14 protein-coding genes and 1 tRNA gene are annotated in these 19,689 nt (G+C 40.2%); 9 read left to right on the top strand and 6 right to left on the bottom strand.

Annotated elements, in window-relative coordinates; translation table 11 throughout:
* The first annotated feature begins 255 nt into the window (after nt 1-255).
* The 6 genes from AAC073_RS15290 to AAC073_RS15265 all read left to right on the top strand — a co-directional run bounded on the left by AAC073_RS15290 (nt 256) and on the right by AAC073_RS15265 (nt 7,729).
* A complete protein-coding gene (locus AAC073_RS15290; protein WP_339924655.1) occupies nt 256-1,353 on the top strand; it encodes an Mrp/NBP35 family ATP-binding protein in 1,098 nt (365 codons plus the stop codon).
* A 5-nt stretch (nt 1,354-1,358) separates the two neighbouring features.
* On the top strand, nt 1,359-1,607 hold the full coding sequence (locus tag AAC073_RS15285; RefSeq protein WP_339924770.1) for a NifU family protein: 249 nt from the start codon (nt 1,359-1,361) through the stop codon (nt 1,605-1,607).
* Between the two features lie 15 nt (nt 1,608-1,622).
* Complete coding sequence (locus tag AAC073_RS15280; protein WP_339924654.1) at nt 1,623-4,661, top strand: choice-of-anchor J domain-containing protein; 3,039 nt, start codon at nt 1,623-1,625, stop codon at nt 4,659-4,661.
* A 150-nt stretch (nt 4,662-4,811) separates the two neighbouring features.
* The gene (locus AAC073_RS15275) at nt 4,812-5,585 is read left to right on the top strand and encodes a PASTA domain-containing protein (RefSeq protein WP_339924653.1); all 774 of its coding nucleotides are present in this window, start codon (nt 4,812-4,814) and stop codon (nt 5,583-5,585) included.
* On the top strand, nt 5,585-7,420 hold the full coding sequence (locus tag AAC073_RS15270; protein ID WP_339924652.1) for a T9SS type A sorting domain-containing protein: 1,836 nt from the start codon (nt 5,585-5,587) through the stop codon (nt 7,418-7,420). Before AAC073_RS15275 ends, AAC073_RS15270 begins: the two co-directional genes overlap by 1 nt.
* Before the next feature lie 3 nt (nt 7,421-7,423).
* Nucleotides 7,424-7,729: a rhodanese-like domain-containing protein gene (locus AAC073_RS15265; protein ID WP_339924651.1), complete on the top strand. Its 306-nt coding sequence runs from the start codon at nt 7,424-7,426 to the stop codon at nt 7,727-7,729.
* 20 nt (nt 7,730-7,749) lie between these two features.
* On the opposite strand, the gene AAC073_RS15260 is transcribed toward AAC073_RS15265, so the two are convergent.
* Complete coding sequence (locus AAC073_RS15260) at nt 7,750-8,859, bottom strand: site-2 protease family protein (RefSeq protein WP_339924650.1); 1,110 nt, start codon at nt 8,857-8,859, stop codon at nt 7,750-7,752.
* A complete protein-coding gene (locus tag AAC073_RS15255) occupies nt 8,852-9,481 on the bottom strand; it encodes an HAD family phosphatase (protein ID WP_339924649.1) in 630 nt (209 codons plus the stop codon). Before AAC073_RS15255 ends, AAC073_RS15260 begins: the two co-directional genes overlap by 8 nt.
* Nucleotides 9,482-9,669: 188 nt before the next feature.
* Here AAC073_RS15255 and AAC073_RS15250 point away from each other — a divergent pair.
* Nucleotides 9,670-9,743 (top strand) — tRNA-Ile (locus AAC073_RS15250).
* Nucleotides 9,744-10,167: 424 nt separating this feature from the next.
* Here the strand turns inward: AAC073_RS15250 and lodB are convergent.
* A complete protein-coding gene (gene lodB / locus AAC073_RS15245; protein ID WP_339924648.1) occupies nt 10,168-11,280 on the bottom strand; it encodes a lysine-epsilon-oxidase maturase LodB in 1,113 nt (370 codons plus the stop codon).
* A complete protein-coding gene (gene lodA, locus AAC073_RS15240; RefSeq protein WP_339924647.1) occupies nt 11,280-13,412 on the bottom strand; it encodes a CTQ-dependent lysine 6-oxidase LodA in 2,133 nt (710 codons plus the stop codon). The genes lodB and lodA overlap by 1 nt, the downstream gene beginning before the upstream one ends.
* A 485-nt stretch (nt 13,413-13,897) precedes the next feature.
* Here lodA and AAC073_RS15235 point away from each other — a divergent pair, with 485 nt between their 5' ends.
* Complete coding sequence (locus tag AAC073_RS15235; RefSeq protein WP_339924646.1) at nt 13,898-15,070, top strand: hypothetical protein; 1,173 nt, start codon at nt 13,898-13,900, stop codon at nt 15,068-15,070.
* A gap of 837 nt (nt 15,071-15,907) precedes the next feature.
* The gene (locus tag AAC073_RS15230; RefSeq protein ID WP_339924645.1) at nt 15,908-16,078 is read left to right on the top strand and encodes a hypothetical protein; all 171 of its coding nucleotides are present in this window, start codon (nt 15,908-15,910) and stop codon (nt 16,076-16,078) included.
* Nucleotides 16,079-16,468: 390 nt separating this feature from the next.
* Here the strand turns inward: AAC073_RS15230 and AAC073_RS15225 are convergent, their stop codons facing one another.
* Both AAC073_RS15225 and AAC073_RS15220 read right to left on the bottom strand, forming a co-directional pair.
* Complete coding sequence (locus AAC073_RS15225; protein ID WP_339924644.1) at nt 16,469-18,247, bottom strand: metallophosphoesterase family protein; 1,779 nt, start codon at nt 18,245-18,247, stop codon at nt 16,469-16,471.
* A 263-nt stretch (nt 18,248-18,510) separates the two neighbouring features.
* Nucleotides 18,511-19,689: MopE-related protein (locus AAC073_RS15220; protein WP_339924643.1), on the bottom strand; the 1,179-nt coding region annotated here is incomplete at its 5' end.

Raw genomic sequence — 19,689 nt, 5'->3', positions numbered from 1 at the left:
AAGGCTATTGTTCGAATTAAAAACAAAGCTTTTACATAAGGAGTTACACCATTGCTAACTAGAAACAGGCAAAGTGGCTTAAAGCCCATTAATAGTAATTTATTTTTTTGTAGAATTGGATGGTATGGGATAGCCAATTTAAGCGAAGAAATTAGCTTAATGACGGTTTTGCTAGTGCAAATTTCGGGTTTAAACCTGAAAAGATTTTATTAACGGGGGATTAACTATAAATTGCATAAAAATCAAAAATCTGGAATGAATATTTCTAAGGAAAAAGTTTTAGAGGCCCTGTCAACGGTTGAGGATCCGGACCTAAAAAAGGACCTGGTTACACTCGGAATGATCCAGGGTTTGGAAATCATAAGTGACCAAAAAATTTCTTTCAAAGTGGTATTGACCACTCCTGCCTGTCCTTTGAAGGAACTGATCAGGATAAACTGTGAAGAAGCAATAAAAAAAGCATTTGGAGGTAAAGTTGAAGCAGACATATTGATGACTTCAAATGTAACTACCGTTCGTAACGATGCGCCATTGCTACCTAATGTGAAAAACATTATCGCTATCGCATCAGGAAAAGGTGGAGTTGGTAAAAGTACTTGTTCCTCAAACCTGGCCGTGGCATTGGCTAAACTAGGGGCTAAGGTGGGGTTGATTGATGCTGATATTTCTGGACCATCAGTGCCCACCATGTTCAATGTAGAGGGCGAGCAACCTGCTATCAAACAGGTGAACGGTAAAAATATAATTGTTCCTATAGAACAATACGGTGTAAAGTTGATGTCAATTGGATTTTTAACGCCTGCAGAAGATGCTGTCGTTTGGCGAGGGCCAATGGCAAGTTCTGCATTAAAACAATTTATAGGTGATGTGGATTGGGGTGAATTGGATTATTTATTAATTGATTTACCTCCGGGAACTTCAGACATACACCTTACCATGGTGCAAACATTACCTGTAACAGGAGCAGTAATTGTTACCACACCACAAAAAGTAGCCCTCGCAGATGCTACCAAAGCCTTGACTATGTTTAAGCAGCCTCAGATCAATGTCCCGATCTTAGGAGTTGTAGAAAATATGGCTTACTTTACACCTGATGAATTGCCAGATAACAAGTACTATATATTTGGTCAGGGGGGTGGACGCAAACTTTCCGAGAAATATGACGTTACTTATTTGGGAGAGATTCCGCTTGTGCAAGGGATAAGAGAAAGTGGAGACAGTGGCTATCCCGCAGTGTTGAAAGAAGGGATTATGGCAAATGCTTTCAGTGATTTTGCAGAAGGTGTCGCCAGACAGGTAGCCATTAGAAATGCGGCGTCAAGTAAAACAGAAGTAGTACAGGTTAAAGTTTAAAGATGATGTTGGATCAATACAAAGATCAGATTGAAAAGGCGCTAGATACGATCAGGCCATACCTTGAAGCAGATGGTGGAAATGTCAGAATCGTAGGACTGACCCAAGACATGGTGCTACAATTAGAACTATTAGGAACTTGTAGTTCATGTCCTATGTCTACAATGACGCTTAAGGCAGGTGTGGAAGAAGCTATTAAAAAGGCTATTCCTGAAATTCTCAGCGTAGAAGCTGTAAATGTAGCAATAGCCTGACTTACCACTTGATTTATGATTAATAAATACAATGCACTGGTACTGAATTTGGTATCAGTGCTATTCTTTTTTTTATGGGGCATCCATGGCTCCATCGGTCAAAGTGTAACCCCTACGGATTCCATTGAACTATCTCTAGATCGATGTGGAACCGTTTTTTTTGAACAAAAGCAAGCCCAGTCTTTGGGATATTTTGGCAGTAGACAGTATTTTGAGGGTTGGGTAGACATTAAAGAAGCCCAAATGAAGCAAGAAGGCCAGGGAAACCGCTCACTTGCTGATGAAATCAAAAGATTGCCTGTGGTTGTTCATGTGATTCATAACGGCGAGGCCATTGGTGAAGGCGCTAACATATCCGATGCCCAAATTTTGGATCAAATTAGAATTCTTAATGAAGATTTTCAAATGCAAAACCCAGATTTTGCAGCCAATACGCCTACTGAATTTTTAAATGTAGCAGCCAATGCTGGAATTGAATTTGTTTTGGCCAAGCAGGATCCGCAAGGAATGCCTTCAATTGGGATAAACAGAATTCTGGGACCAAAGGAATCCTACGGACTTAATGATGCTGCCCTTGTCGGGCAACTGGCTTTATGGGCGCCAGAAGAATACATTAACATTTGGGTGATGCCACTTACTGCACCAACTATTGGTTATGCTGGGTTTCCTATTTCTGACGAGCTAGAAGGACTAAACAGTCCTATACCTACCAGACAAACAGATGGCTTATCTATTGACTACCGTTATTTTGGAAGTATTGGCAACATATCTCAAAATTCAAAAGGTAGAACTGCAACACATGAAATGGGTCACTTTTTAGGCCTTAGGCATATCTGGGGAGATGGAGGATGTGAGGCAGATGATTTTGTAACGGACACCCCTTTGCAAAGCCAATCCAATAACACCTGTATCGTAACGCCAAGGTTTACCTGTGACTCCAGGGATATGGTAGAAAATTTCATGGACTATACCCCCGATAGATGCATGAGCTTATTTACCGAAGGTCAGGTTGATCGAATGGATATTATCCTGACTTTTAGCCCTAGAAGAGCAACCTTAACTACAAGTCGGGCACTAGCTGATCCTCAATTTTTTGACAGTGATATTGAACTAACAGAAATCATTTCACCCCTCGGATACATCTGTAGCAATAATGTAACACCTATCATAGAAGTAGTGAACAAGGGCAAAGAAGTTATCACGAAAATAAGCGCTAGTATTAATGCAAATGGAGCCGATCTTGAGACAAAAGATTTTACCGTCAACATTGCGCCAGGGGAGTCTACACAACTGGAATTTAGTAACATTAATTTAAATGCAGAAAGCAACACCTTTACAGCAGAAGTATTATTGGTAAATGGCTCAGAAGATGATGACCAATCAAACAATACATTGTCAATAACTGCTAATTCACCTTCCTTTGAAGTCTTGCCCTATGTCTATTCTGGGCATGGTGTAGCTTCGGGGTGGGAATACATCAATGAAGACAATGACATTACATGGCTACCATTAAGCCTGCCAATTGATAATGTTGCCAAGGATGTATTCCTCCTCAATGGATTTGATTATAGTGGGCAGGGTGAATTGGATTATATTGTGAGTCCGGTTTTTGACCTTAGCGGCATACAAAATCCCCAATTGTCTTTTGATTTATCCTATTCGCCTTTCGCTAACGCCGCGTTTACAGAAACATTGATAGTAGCTGTATCTACGGATTGTGGAAATACCTTTAATTTGCTTTCAGCACCTTACAATAAATCTGGTGCTAGTCTTGCTACTTTAGAAGGATCTGTAAATGAGTTTTTCCCTTCTTCTGAGCAGCAGTTTAGAAAGGAAATAGTGAACCTAAGTGCCTATGCTGGACAAAATAGTGTCAGGTTGGCCTTTGTGTCTATCAATGGATATGGGAACAATATATTCCTTAAAAATATAAATATTAATAGGGAAGAAACCTTCCGATATGATCTGGCAATAAATGAAGTACTGCAACCATTACCTGTGGTAAATGGTGACCAGGTGCTTGACAAATTAAGTATAGCCAATACCGGTAACCTTAATTTATCGAGCTTTTATGTAAGCAAAAGTGTAAACGGTGAGGTAGATGGATCTACTTTAGTAGAGTCCATTGATTTGGATATCAATGCGTCTACCTTGGTAGAATTAACCAATTCCTTTGACAATGGATTGAATGAATTTATTTACCAGGTTTCTGAACCAAATTTTGATCAAAACGCAGGTGGTGGAGATCAATTAACACGGTATTTTATTCAAAGTGATGTTAGCGTTTTAGCTCCCTGGCGCCAAAATTTTGATTCGGGGTTAGGGGATTGGATCACCATCAATCCGGAAAAAGATTTAAGCCTATGGCATGTGGCTGCTACTTCAGGAGCCGACAATGATCAGTTGGTCTTGGGTAATATGGCTCCAAACAATAGTTACTGGCTGGTTTCGCCTGAATTTTCATTGGCAGGAACAGGAAGAGCAGGGTTAATTTTTGATTGGGGAGGAAGCGGTTTTGCTTCAGTAAACCCTACAGACTTCTCCATAATGGTAAGCACGGATGGAGGTCAAAGTGGCCAAGTGGTATGGGAGATGTCTGGAGAAAACCTTAATAAAGCCATTTCATCCCCTACCTCTAATGATGAACCATCGGAAAGTAGCTTTATCAACCTCAATGATTTTGCTGGGGAAGAGAAGGTGAGGATTTACTTTAAAGTCAATAATGCCAACGATGCGGGTGCTTTGCTGTATTTGGACAATATCTCTTTGTATTTGTCAGATGATCCAGATCCTGTGGTTCCGGAATTAAATCAATCCCTTATTTATCCAAATCCAGCAAATGATAATTTCTATGTATCCTTTAATTTAACCGACTACCAGGATGTGCAAATTCAGTTTTTCAGTACCTCTGGACAGTTGATCTATGATGTAACATTCCCTAATACCCTAAATCAGACCTATACCTTTGGCAAAGAGCATCTTAGAAGTGGGTTGTTTGTAGTAAAGATAATGGGGGAAGGATTTATGTTGACCAAAAAATTGGTTTTGGATTGATACCAAATACAGTAATCAACCGTTCTTTCAGAAAAATTTTTATAGGTATTTTATAAGATTTAAATTATAGCATTAATTTGCATAGGTATTAAGAGAAAATAAAAGGTTAGCATCTATAAAAAGTGGATCAAATCTTGCAATAGACATAATATGAGTGATTTTAAAGTAGGTATTAAGAAAGTAGGTGTCCATCTTTTAATTATTTTGGGCATTACTTTCGGGCTTTTATTCGTTTTTTTTAAGATTTATCTTCCTGATTATACCCATCACGGGGAATCAGTAAGTGTACCTGATTTGGAAGGATTTCAGTACGATGAAGTGCAGGAATACTTGGAAGGCAGAAAGCTGAGAATGGAAATTACATTGGACAGCGGCTTTGTAAAGGAAGCGAAACCTCTTGAGGTATTGAAGCAAAACCCTAAGCCGGGAGCCAAAGTAAAACAAGATCGGAAAATCTATGTAACACTTAATGCCAAAAATGCCCCATTAATCAGGATGCCCAATTTATTAAATACCCAGATAAAGAATGCGCAAGAGATTTTGTCCAATTTCGGTTTGGTCAGAGGGGACATCGTGTATAGAGCTGACATTGGCCATAATGTAGTACTGGAGCAAAATTACAGAGGCAGAGCAATAAAAGAAGGATTGGAGATACCCAAAGGCTCACAAATTGACTTGGTGGTAGGTGACGGTCTTGGCAAGCAAGTTTTGAATATGCCCAACGTGATAGGTATGGAAGATGTTGAAGCGGAATTTTTGATTCTAGGCTCCGGCTTAAGCATGGGCAATATCAATTATGTAGAAACGGATACAGTTCCTAAGGGGACGGTAATAAAACAACTTCCTCCTTCAGGATTGAAAATGAAAACAGGAGAACGAGTGGACATTTGGGTTTCTAAACTTGGACAAGAAATTAACTTTTAATGAATAAACTTGGGGGATCGGTTCTGATATGTGTTTTACTGTTTGGACTCTATTCCAGTCCGAATTGTAGGGCGCAATTTCGGCAATTACCAATAGCTTCAACACCTGTTCCTGAAAAACTTTCGAATAGCAATGTTAATTTAAAAACCACTGAGGATGCATTAAAGCTTCCTTTTTGGGATGATTTTTCGTCAGGTAGTTATTCACCTTTGCTTTGGGAGTCAGAGGGGGTTAATGCCTCCTATACCATTGGCATCTCTCCCCCAACGTTAGGGGTTGTCGTTTTGGATGGGGTAGATGAAAATGGCCAACCCTATTCAGCCACAAGGCTGGAACAAGGAGAAGGGGATCAATTGACATCCAAGCCTATAGATCTTTCTCAGTCCACGGTCAAAAATGATGTTTTCCTTAGTTTTTTTTGGCAGGCAGGTGGCAAAGGAGAACGCCCAGATGCTTCAGATGCACTGGAATTGTATTTTTTAGAACCTGATGGTAGCTGGGAGTTGGTTTGGAGCCAGGAGGGAGAGGGGGATCTCTCAACAGAAGTATTTGTTCAGGCATTGTTGCCAGTACCAGAAAAATTTCAGTTTGAGAACTTTCAATTTAAATTTCAACACTCGGGAAGGCTTTCAGGTCCATTCGATACTTGGGTATTGGATTATATTTACCTTAATAAAGGCAGAAGTGCAACAGATAGATTTCCTGAAGACAGGGCACTTACGCAATTGCCAGGCAGTCCTTTCTCCCCTTATTTTGCCATACCCTATTTTGAGTTTGACCAGAAAAAAATAGCAGGCCCTATCAGCAATGAGTTCAACAACCTGAACAACAGGTTTAGGGCAATTGAATATACCGTTAACCTTATAAATAATGCGACAGGGGAGGTTTTGGAAGCGCCCAATACCGAAACCCCATTTAATCCAGTACCCCAGGCATTAGAGCGCAGGGCATTTACCAGCAGTGACCTTCAGGAGGAAGGACTTGTGGGATTAATAGATGCACCCATGGATGTGGAAGTGTTGATGTATTTAAGGGCTGGTGACACCTATCTGGAGGCAGGAGCGGGTGAAGCCCAAAGCTTCAATGTGGATTATAGAGTAAACGATACAAGCAGGGTGGTGATTCCTTTTAGGGATTATTACGCCTATGACAATGGCACAGCAGACTATGCCGCTGGAATCAACCAAAGAGGAGGGATGCTCGCATTGTCCTACGAACTGTCTACCCCTTCCTACTTGTCAGGTGTTAGCATTCAGTTTGTCAATGCTGCCCAAAGAAACAATGCGATAGAATTGATGGTATGGGATTCCATTTCTAATGAACCCCTCTACCAAGAGGAGGTATTGATTCCTGCTGATGCAGGAATAGGTAATATTTCCTATTTTCCCCTGGATACGAATATTCTTGTCAAGGATCACTTCTTTATTGGATTCACCCAGTTCTCAAATGATTATATATACATTGGTTTGGACAAGAGTGGAGATACGGGGGACAAAATTTTTTTTAATGTACTAGGCGCCTGGCAGCAAAATGAGCTTGTGCGAGGCAACCTGATGATGCGACCGCATTTAAGCTTAAACCCTGTGGTAGAAGCACCTGAGCAGCCTGCCATAGAGTTGTTGCTTTATCCAAATCCAGTAACAGAGAAATTATATATAACGGGCGAAGTGTCCGATATAACAGTATTTGATTTCCAAGGTAGGTTGATAAATATACCCCAAGAGGTGGATAAAGAAGGTAAAATGCTTAATTTTACTGAAAGTCAAAAAGGGATGTACCTCATCAATATGGTGAAAAATGGGCAGCCTTTAACAAGAAGAATTATTGTTAAATAAGCGATGAAAGACATAGAAGTAGAAGAATTAAAAGAAAGGTTAGACAACAAAGAGCAATTTGTTTTTTTGGATGTCAGGGAAACTTACGAGTATGAAGATGACAACCTTGGAGCTAAGAATATTCCTTTGGCCCAACTTCCCAATAGCCTATCCGAATTGGAAATGAACAAGGAAGATGAAATCATTGTGCATTGCCGTTCCGGTGCTAGAAGTGCCAATGCTAAGTTGTTCTTGGAAAGCAAAGGGTATACCAAGGTTAGAAACGTCTTAGGCGGTATTTTAGCTTACAGAGAGTTAGAAGAAGAGTGATTGCAATTGCATTTTTTGCTTTATTCAAAAACAAATGGTTCAGGTGTAAAGCAAAGAATGAACAGTACAATGGCCAACCAGCCAAGAATTGCACGTTTTTGATCTAATTTTCTACCATCAATCACCTCAGGGTGATTGATGCCTAATACCCTTCCTACAAGGAACGCGAAAAAGAGCCATCCCGAGTATCCTTTAATGTCGGGAGAGATGCTAATGAGACTGTATTGAATGGCCGCAATACCAAGCGCCATGATCCATTTGTTGGTGTTCGAAAGACCTGATTTTCGATAACAAATGTAGAGAAAACCTACATACAGTGGCAATGCCAATGCCAGGTAGTTCAGGTCTTCAAACGGACTGATGACTCCTAAACCTGCGTAAAACAAAAACAGGGTATAGACTACCAATGAAATATTTTTATGGTGTTTTGGGAAAAGTCCAAATACTACGTGTCCACCATCCAATTGGCCGATGGGCAGTAAGTTTATCGCTGTAAAGAACAAGGCCAAATAGCCTGCAAAAAGGTAGGGGTAATGGATGATCTCGGACATGGCCGGCATCCGCTCTGGATCTGCTAGGGTTTTTTCCATGGTCCAGAACAATAGATTATAGCCCAATTCAAAATCCATCACTTCTTCACTTTCGGGCAAGACATAATTAGGATCCGCATATTCAGGATGGACTTCGTAAATATAGTCCGCTTCGGGCAATTGTGTGAAGCCATAAGTCAATACCGCAAAAGCAACCACAAAACCAGCGATTGGTCCTGCAACGCCTATGTCGAAAAATTTTCTCCTGCTACTAATTATTCCCTTCATTTGAATAATTGCGCCAAAGGTTCCAATAGATGGAGATCCTAAAAAGCCCAACCATGCGGGGATAAAGTAAGGCAAAGAGGATTTTACCTTGTGATAAATGGAAGTAAACAAGTGTCCCAATTCATGAATCAATAGAATGCCTATAAAGGGCAGGGAGAATTGCAGGGAAAGCACGAAATACTCCCATGTAAGCGGTTGTTCGTCGGATAGGATGCTTCTACCATACAACCATTCTCCACCCGCTAGGGTAGTGGCTATTATTGTTAAAATGAAAAGGGTACCGTGTTTTAAATATTCTTTGGTACTATACATTTTGGAAAAAATTGATTAGGGCTTTGGGGTGGTCAATATGATAGGTTTGTAAGCCAACTTTATTTGCACCCAAAAGGTTCTCTTTGAGGTCATCAAAAAACAAACATTTTTCAGGAGCAGCACCAATTTTGTTGACCACTTCCCTGTAGATTTCCTCACCAGGCTTACGCAAGCCCATTTCCTGGCTTAGAAATAAATGGTCAAAAAGCTCAGGCCAAGTGCCTTCTGGTAGTTTTTGTTTAAAAGTTTCTTCCACCACCTTGAAATGAATGCTATTGGTATTGCTGAGCATGTAGAGCGGATATTTTTTCTTTAATGCAATAAGTAGGTCTAGTCTTTCCTGCGGAATGTCTACAAGTATACTGTTCCATGCATCATCGATCCATTCGTCTTCCCAGTCTGCGGAGAAAAAATTTCTTACCCCCTCTCTAAAAGTTTTTTCGTCAGATTTCCCTGTTTCAAGATCAAAGTGAACAGGGGAGACCATAAATTCTTTAATTAAATGATGTTGTATTTCAGGAAGGCGGCTGTTTATTTTTTCAAAAGTCCTTTGGTAATCAATGTCATAGATGACATTCCCCAAATCAAAAATTAAAAATTCTATTTCTTGCAGATTTTTCATTACAATTTTTGTTGTGATTTTAAAATCAAATATGTAACATTGCATTCCCAAAAGCAAGGTAAAAGGTTCAAAAGACTTCTAATCTTGGTCAGGGATCCTTTTCTAATTTGCTACGCAGTTGGACTTGGATATTTACTACCTTTTGTTTGTGGTTGAATAGAAGGGAGTAGATTTTCTTAATAAAAGTGGGGCCTATAACTCAGCTGGTTAGAGTATCTGACTCATAATCAGAAAGTCCCTGGTTCGAGCCCAGGTGGGCCCACAAATTTAGCCGAGAGCAATCTCGGCTTTTTTTTATGCCTAATTTTTCCTTACAGCAACCGTTGGCGAAGCCTAAGGTATTTTAAGCCTAAACCATGGCGGTATATTACCAAAAAATCTCTAACGCTTTAAATTTGGCTAAAGCCGGAGGAAAGGGTATTGCCTTAATAAATGGGCTATTGAGAGGGCTTCATTCATCAATAAATTTGCTGGCTATGGGGAGGGTTTCAATGGATTCGGTTTTCATCCCTAATGAATTCCAATTCTCAATAGCCCCTAGTTTTAGCTGGGGGATTTCAATGATTTATTCTTGTTTATGGCTTTAGCCAAATCATTGTCGAAGCCATTAGTACTGAAGCCATCTCCCTCAATATCGAATGGAAATTCTAGTGCAAAATCAGACTTTAATTTAAATTCAATTTCCTCTAAGCTTGATTTCTTCGTTTCCAAAAGGTGGAGGATGCCCATCTTTTCTCTAGTTGATAAACTCGTTTTCGCAACTGAATGTATCTGCTAAAATTATCCATTAAATCCTGCTGAAAAATGGCGGTTGTTGTGGGCTTTTGAGACAATTCATTTTTAATATGCCTTGCAGCATGGCAAGCGGAGCTTATCGTAAACCCAATCCCCATAGATGAAATTGGATCAAAAGATACAGCAGCATCTCCAATCGCAATGAAACGATCGATTTTGCTTGCATTGCTGATCCGTGTTTGAGCATTCCGTACCCATGGTTTTTGGGAGAGGGCCTTGGCTCCATTCAAAAGCTTTTTCACGTGTCGTGTAGCTTTCAGGGTTTCGCGCCAAGCGTCAAGTTGATGCAGTTGGTGCTTAGAGAGGATATCTGCATCGGTAAAAAAGGTGGCCACCATTTTGTTTTCAGGCAGGCATGCACAGTACCACCAGCCTAATTCTGTCGCTTCCAAAGTTTGCTCGAATGGGGTTCTTTGTTGATCAAGCGTCAAAAATAATCCAGCGCCCATTAAATCATCGTATTTTTGAGCAGGGACACCAAGCTGTCTACCAACACCCCCCGTTCTACCGGAGGCGTCTACAAGGTAATCCGCAAGGATCGTGAACTTGCCTTGGGTAGGGTGGGAGAGCAAGACTTGCCAACTCTTGTCTTCCAATTGCTTGAATTCAGAACACTTTGTTCGAGGAAAAATCGTCGCACCTCTTTCTGCTGCAACTTCGATTAATTTTAAATCAAATTTTTCTCGATCCAGTTGGTAGCTCGCCTCTTCAGCAGTGAAAATGGAGTGTGTAGTGCTTGGCTGGTCATTGCCCCAATAGGACTTGCTGGCATGAAGGGGGAAAAAGCTTTCTGGTTCAAAATCTGCTTTCTCAATTTTTAAATAATCAATTAAATCAAAAATGCTTGCCGAAACATGTTCACCTACTCGGGTACGATTAAAATCAGACTGTTCAACCAATGTCACACTGAAATCCGAGTAATTCAATAAACTTAAAGCGGCAGAGGCTCCAGCTGGGCCACCGCCAATAATAAGTACAGCTGTATGTTGAACTGGAGTTGACATTAACGCCTCATCCTTGTCCCTGATCTATGCATTCCTAGCCCCTCACTCGCAACGCTGATCTTTTTAAAGGCTCGTTTTTCAAGGAATGAAACCAGTTTTTTCGCCTTTTCGCTTTTTTTCTCTATACGTGTTACATCTGCCTCAATATAGAAAACAGGAATAGTAGTTTCATTGTCATCACCATTACCGCTTAACTGACCTACGCCAACTTCTTTGAAGGAAAACAGTTCGTGTGTTCGTTCGGTTTCAGTAAAATTCGGAAAGCCTTGGTCTTGAGAGTTCGTATTTCGAATAAACGCCAAAGACGACCAATGCTCCACCATTTGGACAAAACTATTGATGCCACGAGCATAATTCATTTGTTGACCTGCAGGCAGGTGGGATTGTAATTGTCCTTCCAGGGTTACTTCACCATTCAATACATCCCAAGGGCTTTGTGGTGGCCACCAATATGCGTAATAAGTAGGTGGTAAGGGTTCTTTGGTTTCTTTGCTTGTAAGCCTATGTGTGTCCTTATAAGTTGTTCCGGATTCAGACCATGTATCCTCGGTACTTATCTCCTGAACGGTTGTTCTCAGGTCTTTATTGAATTCTAAATTAGTGAAGTTAACTGCTTGAATTGTGCATTGAAAGAAATCTGCTTGCCATGGACAAGCCATCCTTTTGGTTAAGTCCCCAGGTTCACAACCCCCTCCTTCACACTCATCTCTTGATGGTGTCAGGCCAGTTGAATTATAGCCACCCTGCCCTTTTTGATCAGAGATGACATAGGGAGCAGAATAAATATTGCTGTTTTGAACACTCCAGGTTACTTCAATTCCAGGGCTCATTGGTAAGCCGACGCAATTTCCAACACTGGCCTGATCAGCTTTGCTTACAGGGAAAGGATGGAAATTTGGATTGTTTTCAAAGGAACCATTTGCCCATTGACTAAGCATAAAATACTGGGTGTCATTCAGGGCCAAAAATTTCACTATTGTTTCATTGCTTATTGAGTTACTCCCTGAGTTCAAAGGCATCATAGGGAACCGGTGGTCTCCAATTTCTTTAAAGAGTTGTGATTGGGGCTGTTCAAAGGAGGTCTTTGTTTTGGTGTTAGGTTTTCGGAAGTAAGAAAAATAATTTAACCTGTTGGTTTTATTGGCTTCACTGGGATCTGAAAAGTCGAAAATGTTGGAAGTAAAGGCCATCATGGATTGCACATTGGCCACCCACTGATAGCCTCCAATGCGCTGGATAATCGGTAAAATATCCCTTTGATAATTGACCAGGTAAGACGGGTTAAATGTCCCACCCTGACACATTTGTGGTATCATGTCAAAGTTCCTAATACCTACATCAAACATAGAATCGCTTAAAGTGGAAATATTCACAATTTCTGGTGCAAAATCCGGGGAACCTACAATTACCCAAGCTTGTAAGGAAATGGGATTAGATCCATCATTGAAATGGATGGTGTAGTAGACAGGCCCATCAGAAATGTCATCATGCCATGAATCTGATCCGCCATAACTTGTTAAGGGTTCATTTCCTCCAGCATGGCCAAAACCTCCCAAAACAACCAATCGTCCCTGATCATCCGTTTTAAGGTCACCCAAAGTGGTAATTGGTGTGCCAGATGAAACAGTATCTGGTGGGTAATTATAAGGATAAACAGAGGAGGCATGCTTCTTGTCAAAGCTAATGGTTTTTCTGGCGCCACATAGACTTCTAGGGCCAGGATCAATTATCAATGTTTTCCTGTCTCTCTCTGTTTTCAGATCTGCATTACGGAGATCAACTTCTCTGTTTTTGTAGCTGTTGGCATTGCCGTAAAGGAGGTTGCCTTGCAATTCACTGTATTGGTACCAAGCGGCTTTTTTGTTGGCAAGATGAACTGTCCACTCCATGGTGTCCACATTTGGTGAATCTATAGTGACTTCTGAGCCATCAGCGGCCATTACCTTAAAAAGCTGCCCTTGTCTTCTAACTTGACTTGAAGCATCTTTAAAATTTTTAATAGGGCCTAGTTTGTTTCCGTATTCATCTGCTTCAAAAGGTAGGCCTCCTAATGTGTCTGGAGAAAGACAAAACTGGCAAGTACTATTTCCTAGCCTGGCCACACCTACTGAGGGACTAATTTTTAAATCCATGTTTTTTATTTTAGATTAGAAAATCACCTTCACTTTTGGTATGGGCCATGCTCACACTTAGAACAGAGAGATGGTTTTTTATTCTCAAATTTATCTAAGCTCTTTTCTTTAATAAACGGAAAGGTGTGAAAAAGTTATGTTATGACTTTACAAACCCATTTCAGTGAAAGGTTATCGCATTAAAATTTGTTTTAATCAGTTAAATATATTGATTTTATGCTTAAATAGTGTATAAAATCCAAATTTCATTTTTTCATAAAAGCTATTTGTAGTTTTAAAATTACTTCCGGTATTTTGGTCAAAGAAATTACAACAGCTTTCCAATTAGTTGAGGAAAATTTCTTCAAAAAAAAATAGATCTCATTGTGCTTTCTATGCATTAATCCCCAAAAAATAGTTGATTAATCGCTTTACTAAACTTAGACCAGAAAGGGAGGGAAAATTTCATTGCGTTTTTTTTGCAATTATCCCAAATAATTAGTTGATTGATTCAGCTTATTAATTTCGATATGATAGATGTTTTGAAAATTGTTTTTGTTATCGGGTTGTTATTTTCCTGCAGTAGTAAGATGGAAGTTTCTACTTCGGATGAGTTGTTATTGGAATTAGAAATCTACGATTCCATCCAGGTGGATATAGCCGAGCGAATAAACACATTCGACTTCTTAGGGGGGCGGGGACTGATGTACGGGTTTCAAACCCGTGAGTTGGTTTTATTTGATACTACAGGTAAGACTTTGACCAGGCGAAGTTTCCCTGAAGAAGGTCCTGGATCACTAGGTTATACCATAGATGTTCGGCTAATGGAAAATGGGGATTGCTTTGTTTATTCATTTGGAAATCAACTTACCCTATTGTCAGAAGAATTAGACATCAAGAAAAAGTATGAGATGGATTTTCCGGCAGAACTAAGAGGCTCAAAATATTACCAGCATGTTATGGATATTAATAAAGGTAAAGGCTACCTGTTTTTCCCAGGCAGGGATGGGGGAAATCCTTATCTAAAAGATTTTTATAAAAAATATAGCCTACTAGAAAAGTTGGATTTAGAATCTGGAAATTCGGTGCCTTTCTTAAAATTGCCTAAGGTCAGTAAGTACCACGATGAGCTGACATATGAATATCCTAATTTGGCGGTAAGTATTCATGGAAGTATCCTTTATTTGGCTTTGGATAAGGAATCTTATGTACATAGCTATGATCTCGAAAAGGAAGGCGAATTAAAAGCCTCAATTGATTTTCATCCTGAGAAATTTCTTCAAAAAGAAGGCAGCAAGGAGGAGTCTGTTTCTTCTTATGGAGCGTTTAAGGCAGGGGGAATAAATAGTTTGTTTGGGATTACAAATGGAGTGGCTGTTCACTACCATGAAGGGATTGAACAAGATGTATTTCAACAGGAAAAGCTATTGAAAAAGGAAAACTGGATCAAAATACCTGACTACAATAAACAAAAGATGATCGTGTACACGAACGACAAAGGATGGTCAAATGAAATTGATGTGCCAGAGAAAATATTAGCAATTTCAGGGATGACTGATTTGAATAAACCGTTCTGGGGGCTACGTTACGATGATTATGTTAATCTGGAAGAAGATTTTAAAACGATCTACAAGATGCGGCTTGTAAAGAAGCAGGTAGCCATTACCGAGACTGATTAAGGAGCAGTTGCCTCCAATTTTTTTATAAATGGACTTTCTGGCGACTGAGCCTGTCGAAGCCATGGGTAATGGTACATTATCAAAAAAAACCTCTAACGCCCTAAATTTTGGCTAAAGCCGTATGATATGATATTTCCTTAATAAATGGGCTAAAGCCCATTCCTATTGAATTGTTTGCAATAGTTTATAAATCTCGTAAAGGTAATACGATTCCAAATTTCAATAGCCCCTTGGCATTAGCTGGGGGATTTCAATGATTTACCCGTTTCTGTGGCTTTAGCCAAAACCTTATGCCAAGGAGCTTGCCACCATTATGAGCGATGGATGCAACTCAGATCAGCATATCCACCGGTGGCTTAGCCTGTCGAAGCCATAGCTATCTCAAGCCTAAACCATAGGCAATGGTACATTATCAAAAAACCTCTAACGCTTAAATTTTGGCTAAAGCCGGATTATATGATATTTCCTTAATAAATGGGCTAAAGCCCATTCCTATTGAATTGTTAGCAATAGGTTAAAAATCTCGGAAAGGTAATACGATTCCAAATTTCAATAGCCCCCTGGCTTTAGCTGGGGGATTTCAATGATTTACCCGTTTCTGTGGCTTTAGCCAAATCATTAACCTTTTGCCGGTGGCTGAGCCTGTCGAAGCCAAAACTTTCTGCATGATAGGTCCAAGTTACGCTTCGCTAAACTTACACCAGATCGGTATTCCAAAAAAATGAGATAACGATTCTTAAAAAAAACATAAATTAGTGCTGAAAATTAAACGATTATGGGGACAATTGAATTGAAATCGAATCTGCATAAAAAATTGATAGCATTGAGGATGAACAGTTGCTACGTGCTATTTCCAGATTTCTTGAAAAGCGTGAAAACGCAGAAGATGGATTGCTGTGGAAAGAACTGACAGACGAACAAAAAAAAGAAGTGCTCCAGGCTTACGAAGAATCGGAGGATAAGACAAATCTCATTAACGATAAAGACATTTGGAATGAGCTTAAATGAAAATTGTTTGGACTAAAAAAGCACGAAAGAGGTTTGGCGAAATATGGGAATACATTGATTTTAAATTTGATACATTAGCTAGACGTTCATTCATAATTAAAACGAAAGACTTTACTAGGCTACTTTAAGAGTTTCCGGAAATTGGGACACTAGAGATACCAGAGAAAAAAATAAGAGGTTTTCAAATCACTAAACGAACACGGGTCTTTTATCGGCTGAAAAATGATCAAATTATTCTATTGACATTCTTTGACTCAAGGCAAGATCCCCAGAAAAAGCCTCAATAAGGCTTACAATAATAATTTGGGTCTAAGTTACCCTTAGCTAAACTTAGACCATCGAGATCAGAGCCAGACCAGAACCACGAGCCTGGGCTCGTGGTTCTAATTATTACTTTACCAACCTCAGCTCATCAATCACATTTTCACTGGAATCTTTAGCGGTGTAGGTAAGGCTGTTGCCGTCGATGTCTAGCACCTGATAAAATGGGCCTTGCTCATACCTGACTGCAGCATAAGGCTCTTCTCCTATGCCTCTTAGATCGCTAGGAATACCGATGGAAATCATATAGGTGGTACCATCTTTGGCCTCAGCAACGACCTTGCCATCTTTCATGGGATTGGAGCGCATATAATAATGAATGTGGCCGGAGAATACCATGTCCACATGATATTTGTCAAATAAAGGAATCCACTCTTTTTGGATATTAGGGTAGGGCTCTTCCCAATTGTAGGGAGGGAAGTGGAACATGGCAAATTTCCATGTGGCTTTTGATTCACTCAATTTTTGCTCGATCCATTTTGTTTGTAACTCGTCTTTTGACGTGGCATCAATCATCAGAAACAAACCGTTTTTGTAATTGAAGGAGTAGGTATGTTCGTTAGGGATGTCCTTCGGCCCATTGGGTGGGTAACTGAAGAGTTCCCTGTACATCTCTGCGCCAAGTCCCATGCGGTTGTCATGGTTTCCGAGCACATTCATAAAGGGTCTCTGTGAAATGATGTCTTTTGAGTACTCGAAGAGTTCATCCCATTGATTCCTATGGAGACCATCAGTTACCAGATCACCAGCAATGGCGTGAAAAGCGGCTTCCGGATGCTTTTGAAATGCCTGGTTTGCGATATTCCCCCATATAGGTGAATGATGGGAATCTCCATACCAAATAAAAGAAAAGGTATCGTCATTGGATTGCGTAGTAAAAGTCTGGCTTTCTGGATAATGGTCCTGACCGCTTATTTTGTATTCATAAGTTGTTCCTGCTTCTAGGTCCTTGAGTTTGGCTGTAAATCGATGAACAATGCGGTCGTTGACAAGTCTTAGGTCTTCCATTTCATACTTGCCCGCATTTAAGGAAAGGGTATCATTTGACCCCTTAATTCGGAAAGTTACAGCACTTGTATCAATAGATTTGGAGGTTCTCCATTGAATGTCCATGGTTGAGGAAGGATCATCACTCCAGGTCAGCATGACTTGGTCGGCTTTTTCTGAAGAAGGAAATTGGGTAGTGCGAAAGGCATTGACCAGTTGAGATTCGGTACCTCTTCCCCTTACTGTCGTAAGCATTTGTTGTCCTTTTAATTCATTGGGCACCTCAAAAAGTACCAATTCATCCCAATCATGATAAACAAAAGCCCCATCATCTAGAGTGCCTATGAAATCAGTTTCAGGATAGATGTCGCTGAGAATTACTTCATCCTCTTCCTCTTGAGCTGCTACACTTACAAAATAATGGTAACTGTAATCCTCCAAGCCATTGATCCCCAGTCCGATTTCTCCTTTGTCAAATTCTTTCTGCCAGACTTCAAAATCCGTCATTTCGTTGCTCACTTCCATATCGGTTTTCACAAAACCACTTTCCTTGAGCCAGAAGGGTAGCCTTTCTTGTTTTATGCTTCTCATCAGGGAAACTACTACCGGTACATTCACTTTAAATGTCCAATGCCCTGTCGCTAGCGTCTCAAGCTCTTCCTCGCTAAACAGGTCAAATGCTTCCTCATAAGTAAGCGACTGGAGTTCTTCTGTGGCCATCCTTTGATAAAGTTGGGAGATCTTGTTACTTATTAGGGCCTTGGATGTGATTTTCGGTATTTTGTTTGCCTCTGAACACCCATAAACTGTCAGCAATAGGACAAAAATGAAGGCTGTATATTTGAATAAATTGATTTTCATTTTCAAAATTTAGTGCTTACTAATTTAAAAAGCAGGTCATTGGTGATTGGTTTTTTATCCTGAACATACTTTTAATTAATGACTGAAAAACAAGTGATTTGGGCCACTATTTAAAGTTAAAATTGTGTTACCCAAAAAATGATTAACTTAATATACGGTTTAAGGGGGGGTAGATCCTTGAGATTAATGTTGCTTAAATTTCTGACTTAAATGCAATAGTTGGGTTGATCAGGGATTGATGATGGAGTAGATTATCCTAGGTTTTATTTCTCCACTACCACCTTCTTAATAAGTGGTTTTCCAAATGCTTTATTGATTTTAATAATATAGGTGCCATTCGCAAGTCCTATCAAATCTACTCTATTTGAATTGGCAGTGGATAGAATAAGCTTTCCGGAGCTGTCAAACAGTTCTATTAAATAAGTTCCACAATTTCCCCAGCCAATTTCTAGGAATCTAGCGGTAGGGTTAGGGAATACCTTGATGGGGTGCGTTGAATCTTCAAGGGAAGTAACGATCAAATCTGAACCATCACAATTTTCATCTATATCATTATTAGGAATGTCTATTTGTGCAGGGTTGATGTCTGGGTTTTCATCGTCACAATCCTCCGCAGCCATGAAACCATCCTCATCCAGGTCATCGTCTAGTGTATTTGGATCACAATCATCATCTATTCCATTGTAAGGGATTTCCGCTTGCTCTGGGTTGATGTCTGGATTATTATCGTCACAATCCTCCGCAGCAATGAAACCATCCTCATCCAGGTCATCGTCTAGTGTATTTGGATCACAATCGTCATCTATGCCATTGTAAGGGATTTCCGCTTGCTCTGGGTTTATGTCTGGATTGGTGTCCTCACAATCCTCCGCAGCATTGAAACCATCCGTATCCAGGTCATCGTCCAATGTATTTGGATCACAATCGTCATCTATGCCATTGTAAGGGATTTCCGCATGGTCTGGGTTGATGTCTGGGTTGGTGTCGTCACAATCCTCCGCAGCAATGAATCCATCCTTATCCAGGTCATCGTCTAGTGTATTTGGATCACAATCTTCATCTATGCCATTGTAAGGGATTTCCGCATGGTCTGGGTTGATATCTGGGTTGGTGTCGTCACAATCCTCCGCAGCCATGAAACCATCCTTATCCAGGTCATCGTCCAATGTATTTGGATCACAATCATCATCTATTCCATTGTAAGGGATTTCCGCTTGCTTTGGGTTGATGTCTGGATTGGTGTCGTCACAATCCTCCTCAGCAATGAAACCATCCTCATCCAGGTCATCATCAAGTGTATTTGGATCACAATCATCATCTAGGCCGTTGTAAGGGATTTCCGCTTGCTTTGGGTTGATGTCTGGATTTTTATCGTCACAATCCTCCCCAGCAATGAAACCATCCTCATCCAGGTCATCATCAAGTGTATTTGGATCACAATC

The sequence above is a fragment of the uncultured Cyclobacterium sp. genome, from assembly GCF_963977555.1.
Lineage (GTDB): Bacteria > Bacteroidota > Bacteroidia > Cytophagales > Cyclobacteriaceae > Cyclobacterium.
Note: the sequence above shows the minus strand (reverse complement) of the source record. Positions and strands in the feature narration are given on the sequence as shown.

What these genes read in the sequence shown, in the direction of transcription:
- AAC073_RS15265 (WP_339924651.1), top strand. Translation starts at nt 7,424, where the DNA reads ATGAAAGACATAGAAGTAGAAGAATTAAAAGAAAGGTTAGACAACAAA.
- AAC073_RS15275 (WP_339924653.1), top strand. Translation starts at nt 4,812, where the DNA reads ATGAGTGATTTTAAAGTAGGTATTAAGAAAGTAGGTGTCCATCTTTTA.
- AAC073_RS15280 (WP_339924654.1), top strand. Translation starts at nt 1,623, where the DNA reads ATGATTAATAAATACAATGCACTGGTACTGAATTTGGTATCAGTGCTA.
- AAC073_RS15260 (WP_339924650.1), bottom strand. Translation starts at nt 8,859, where the DNA reads ATGTATAGTACCAAAGAATATTTAAAACACGGTACCCTTTTCATTTTA.
- AAC073_RS15290 (WP_339924655.1), top strand. Translation starts at nt 256, where the DNA reads ATGAATATTTCTAAGGAAAAAGTTTTAGAGGCCCTGTCAACGGTTGAG.
- AAC073_RS15255 (WP_339924649.1), bottom strand. Translation starts at nt 9,481, where the DNA reads ATGAAAAATCTGCAAGAAATAGAATTTTTAATTTTTGATTTGGGGAAT.
- lodA (WP_339924647.1), bottom strand. Translation starts at nt 13,412, where the DNA reads ATGGATTTAAAAATTAGTCCCTCAGTAGGTGTGGCCAGGCTAGGAAAT.
- AAC073_RS15270 (WP_339924652.1), top strand. Translation starts at nt 5,585, where the DNA reads ATGAATAAACTTGGGGGATCGGTTCTGATATGTGTTTTACTGTTTGGA.
- AAC073_RS15285 (WP_339924770.1), top strand. Translation starts at nt 1,359, where the DNA reads ATGTTGGATCAATACAAAGATCAGATTGAAAAGGCGCTAGATACGATC.
- lodB (WP_339924648.1), bottom strand. Translation starts at nt 11,280, where the DNA reads ATGTCAACTCCAGTTCAACATACAGCTGTACTTATTATTGGCGGTGGC.
- AAC073_RS15225 (WP_339924644.1), bottom strand. Translation starts at nt 18,247, where the DNA reads ATGAAAATCAATTTATTCAAATATACAGCCTTCATTTTTGTCCTATTG.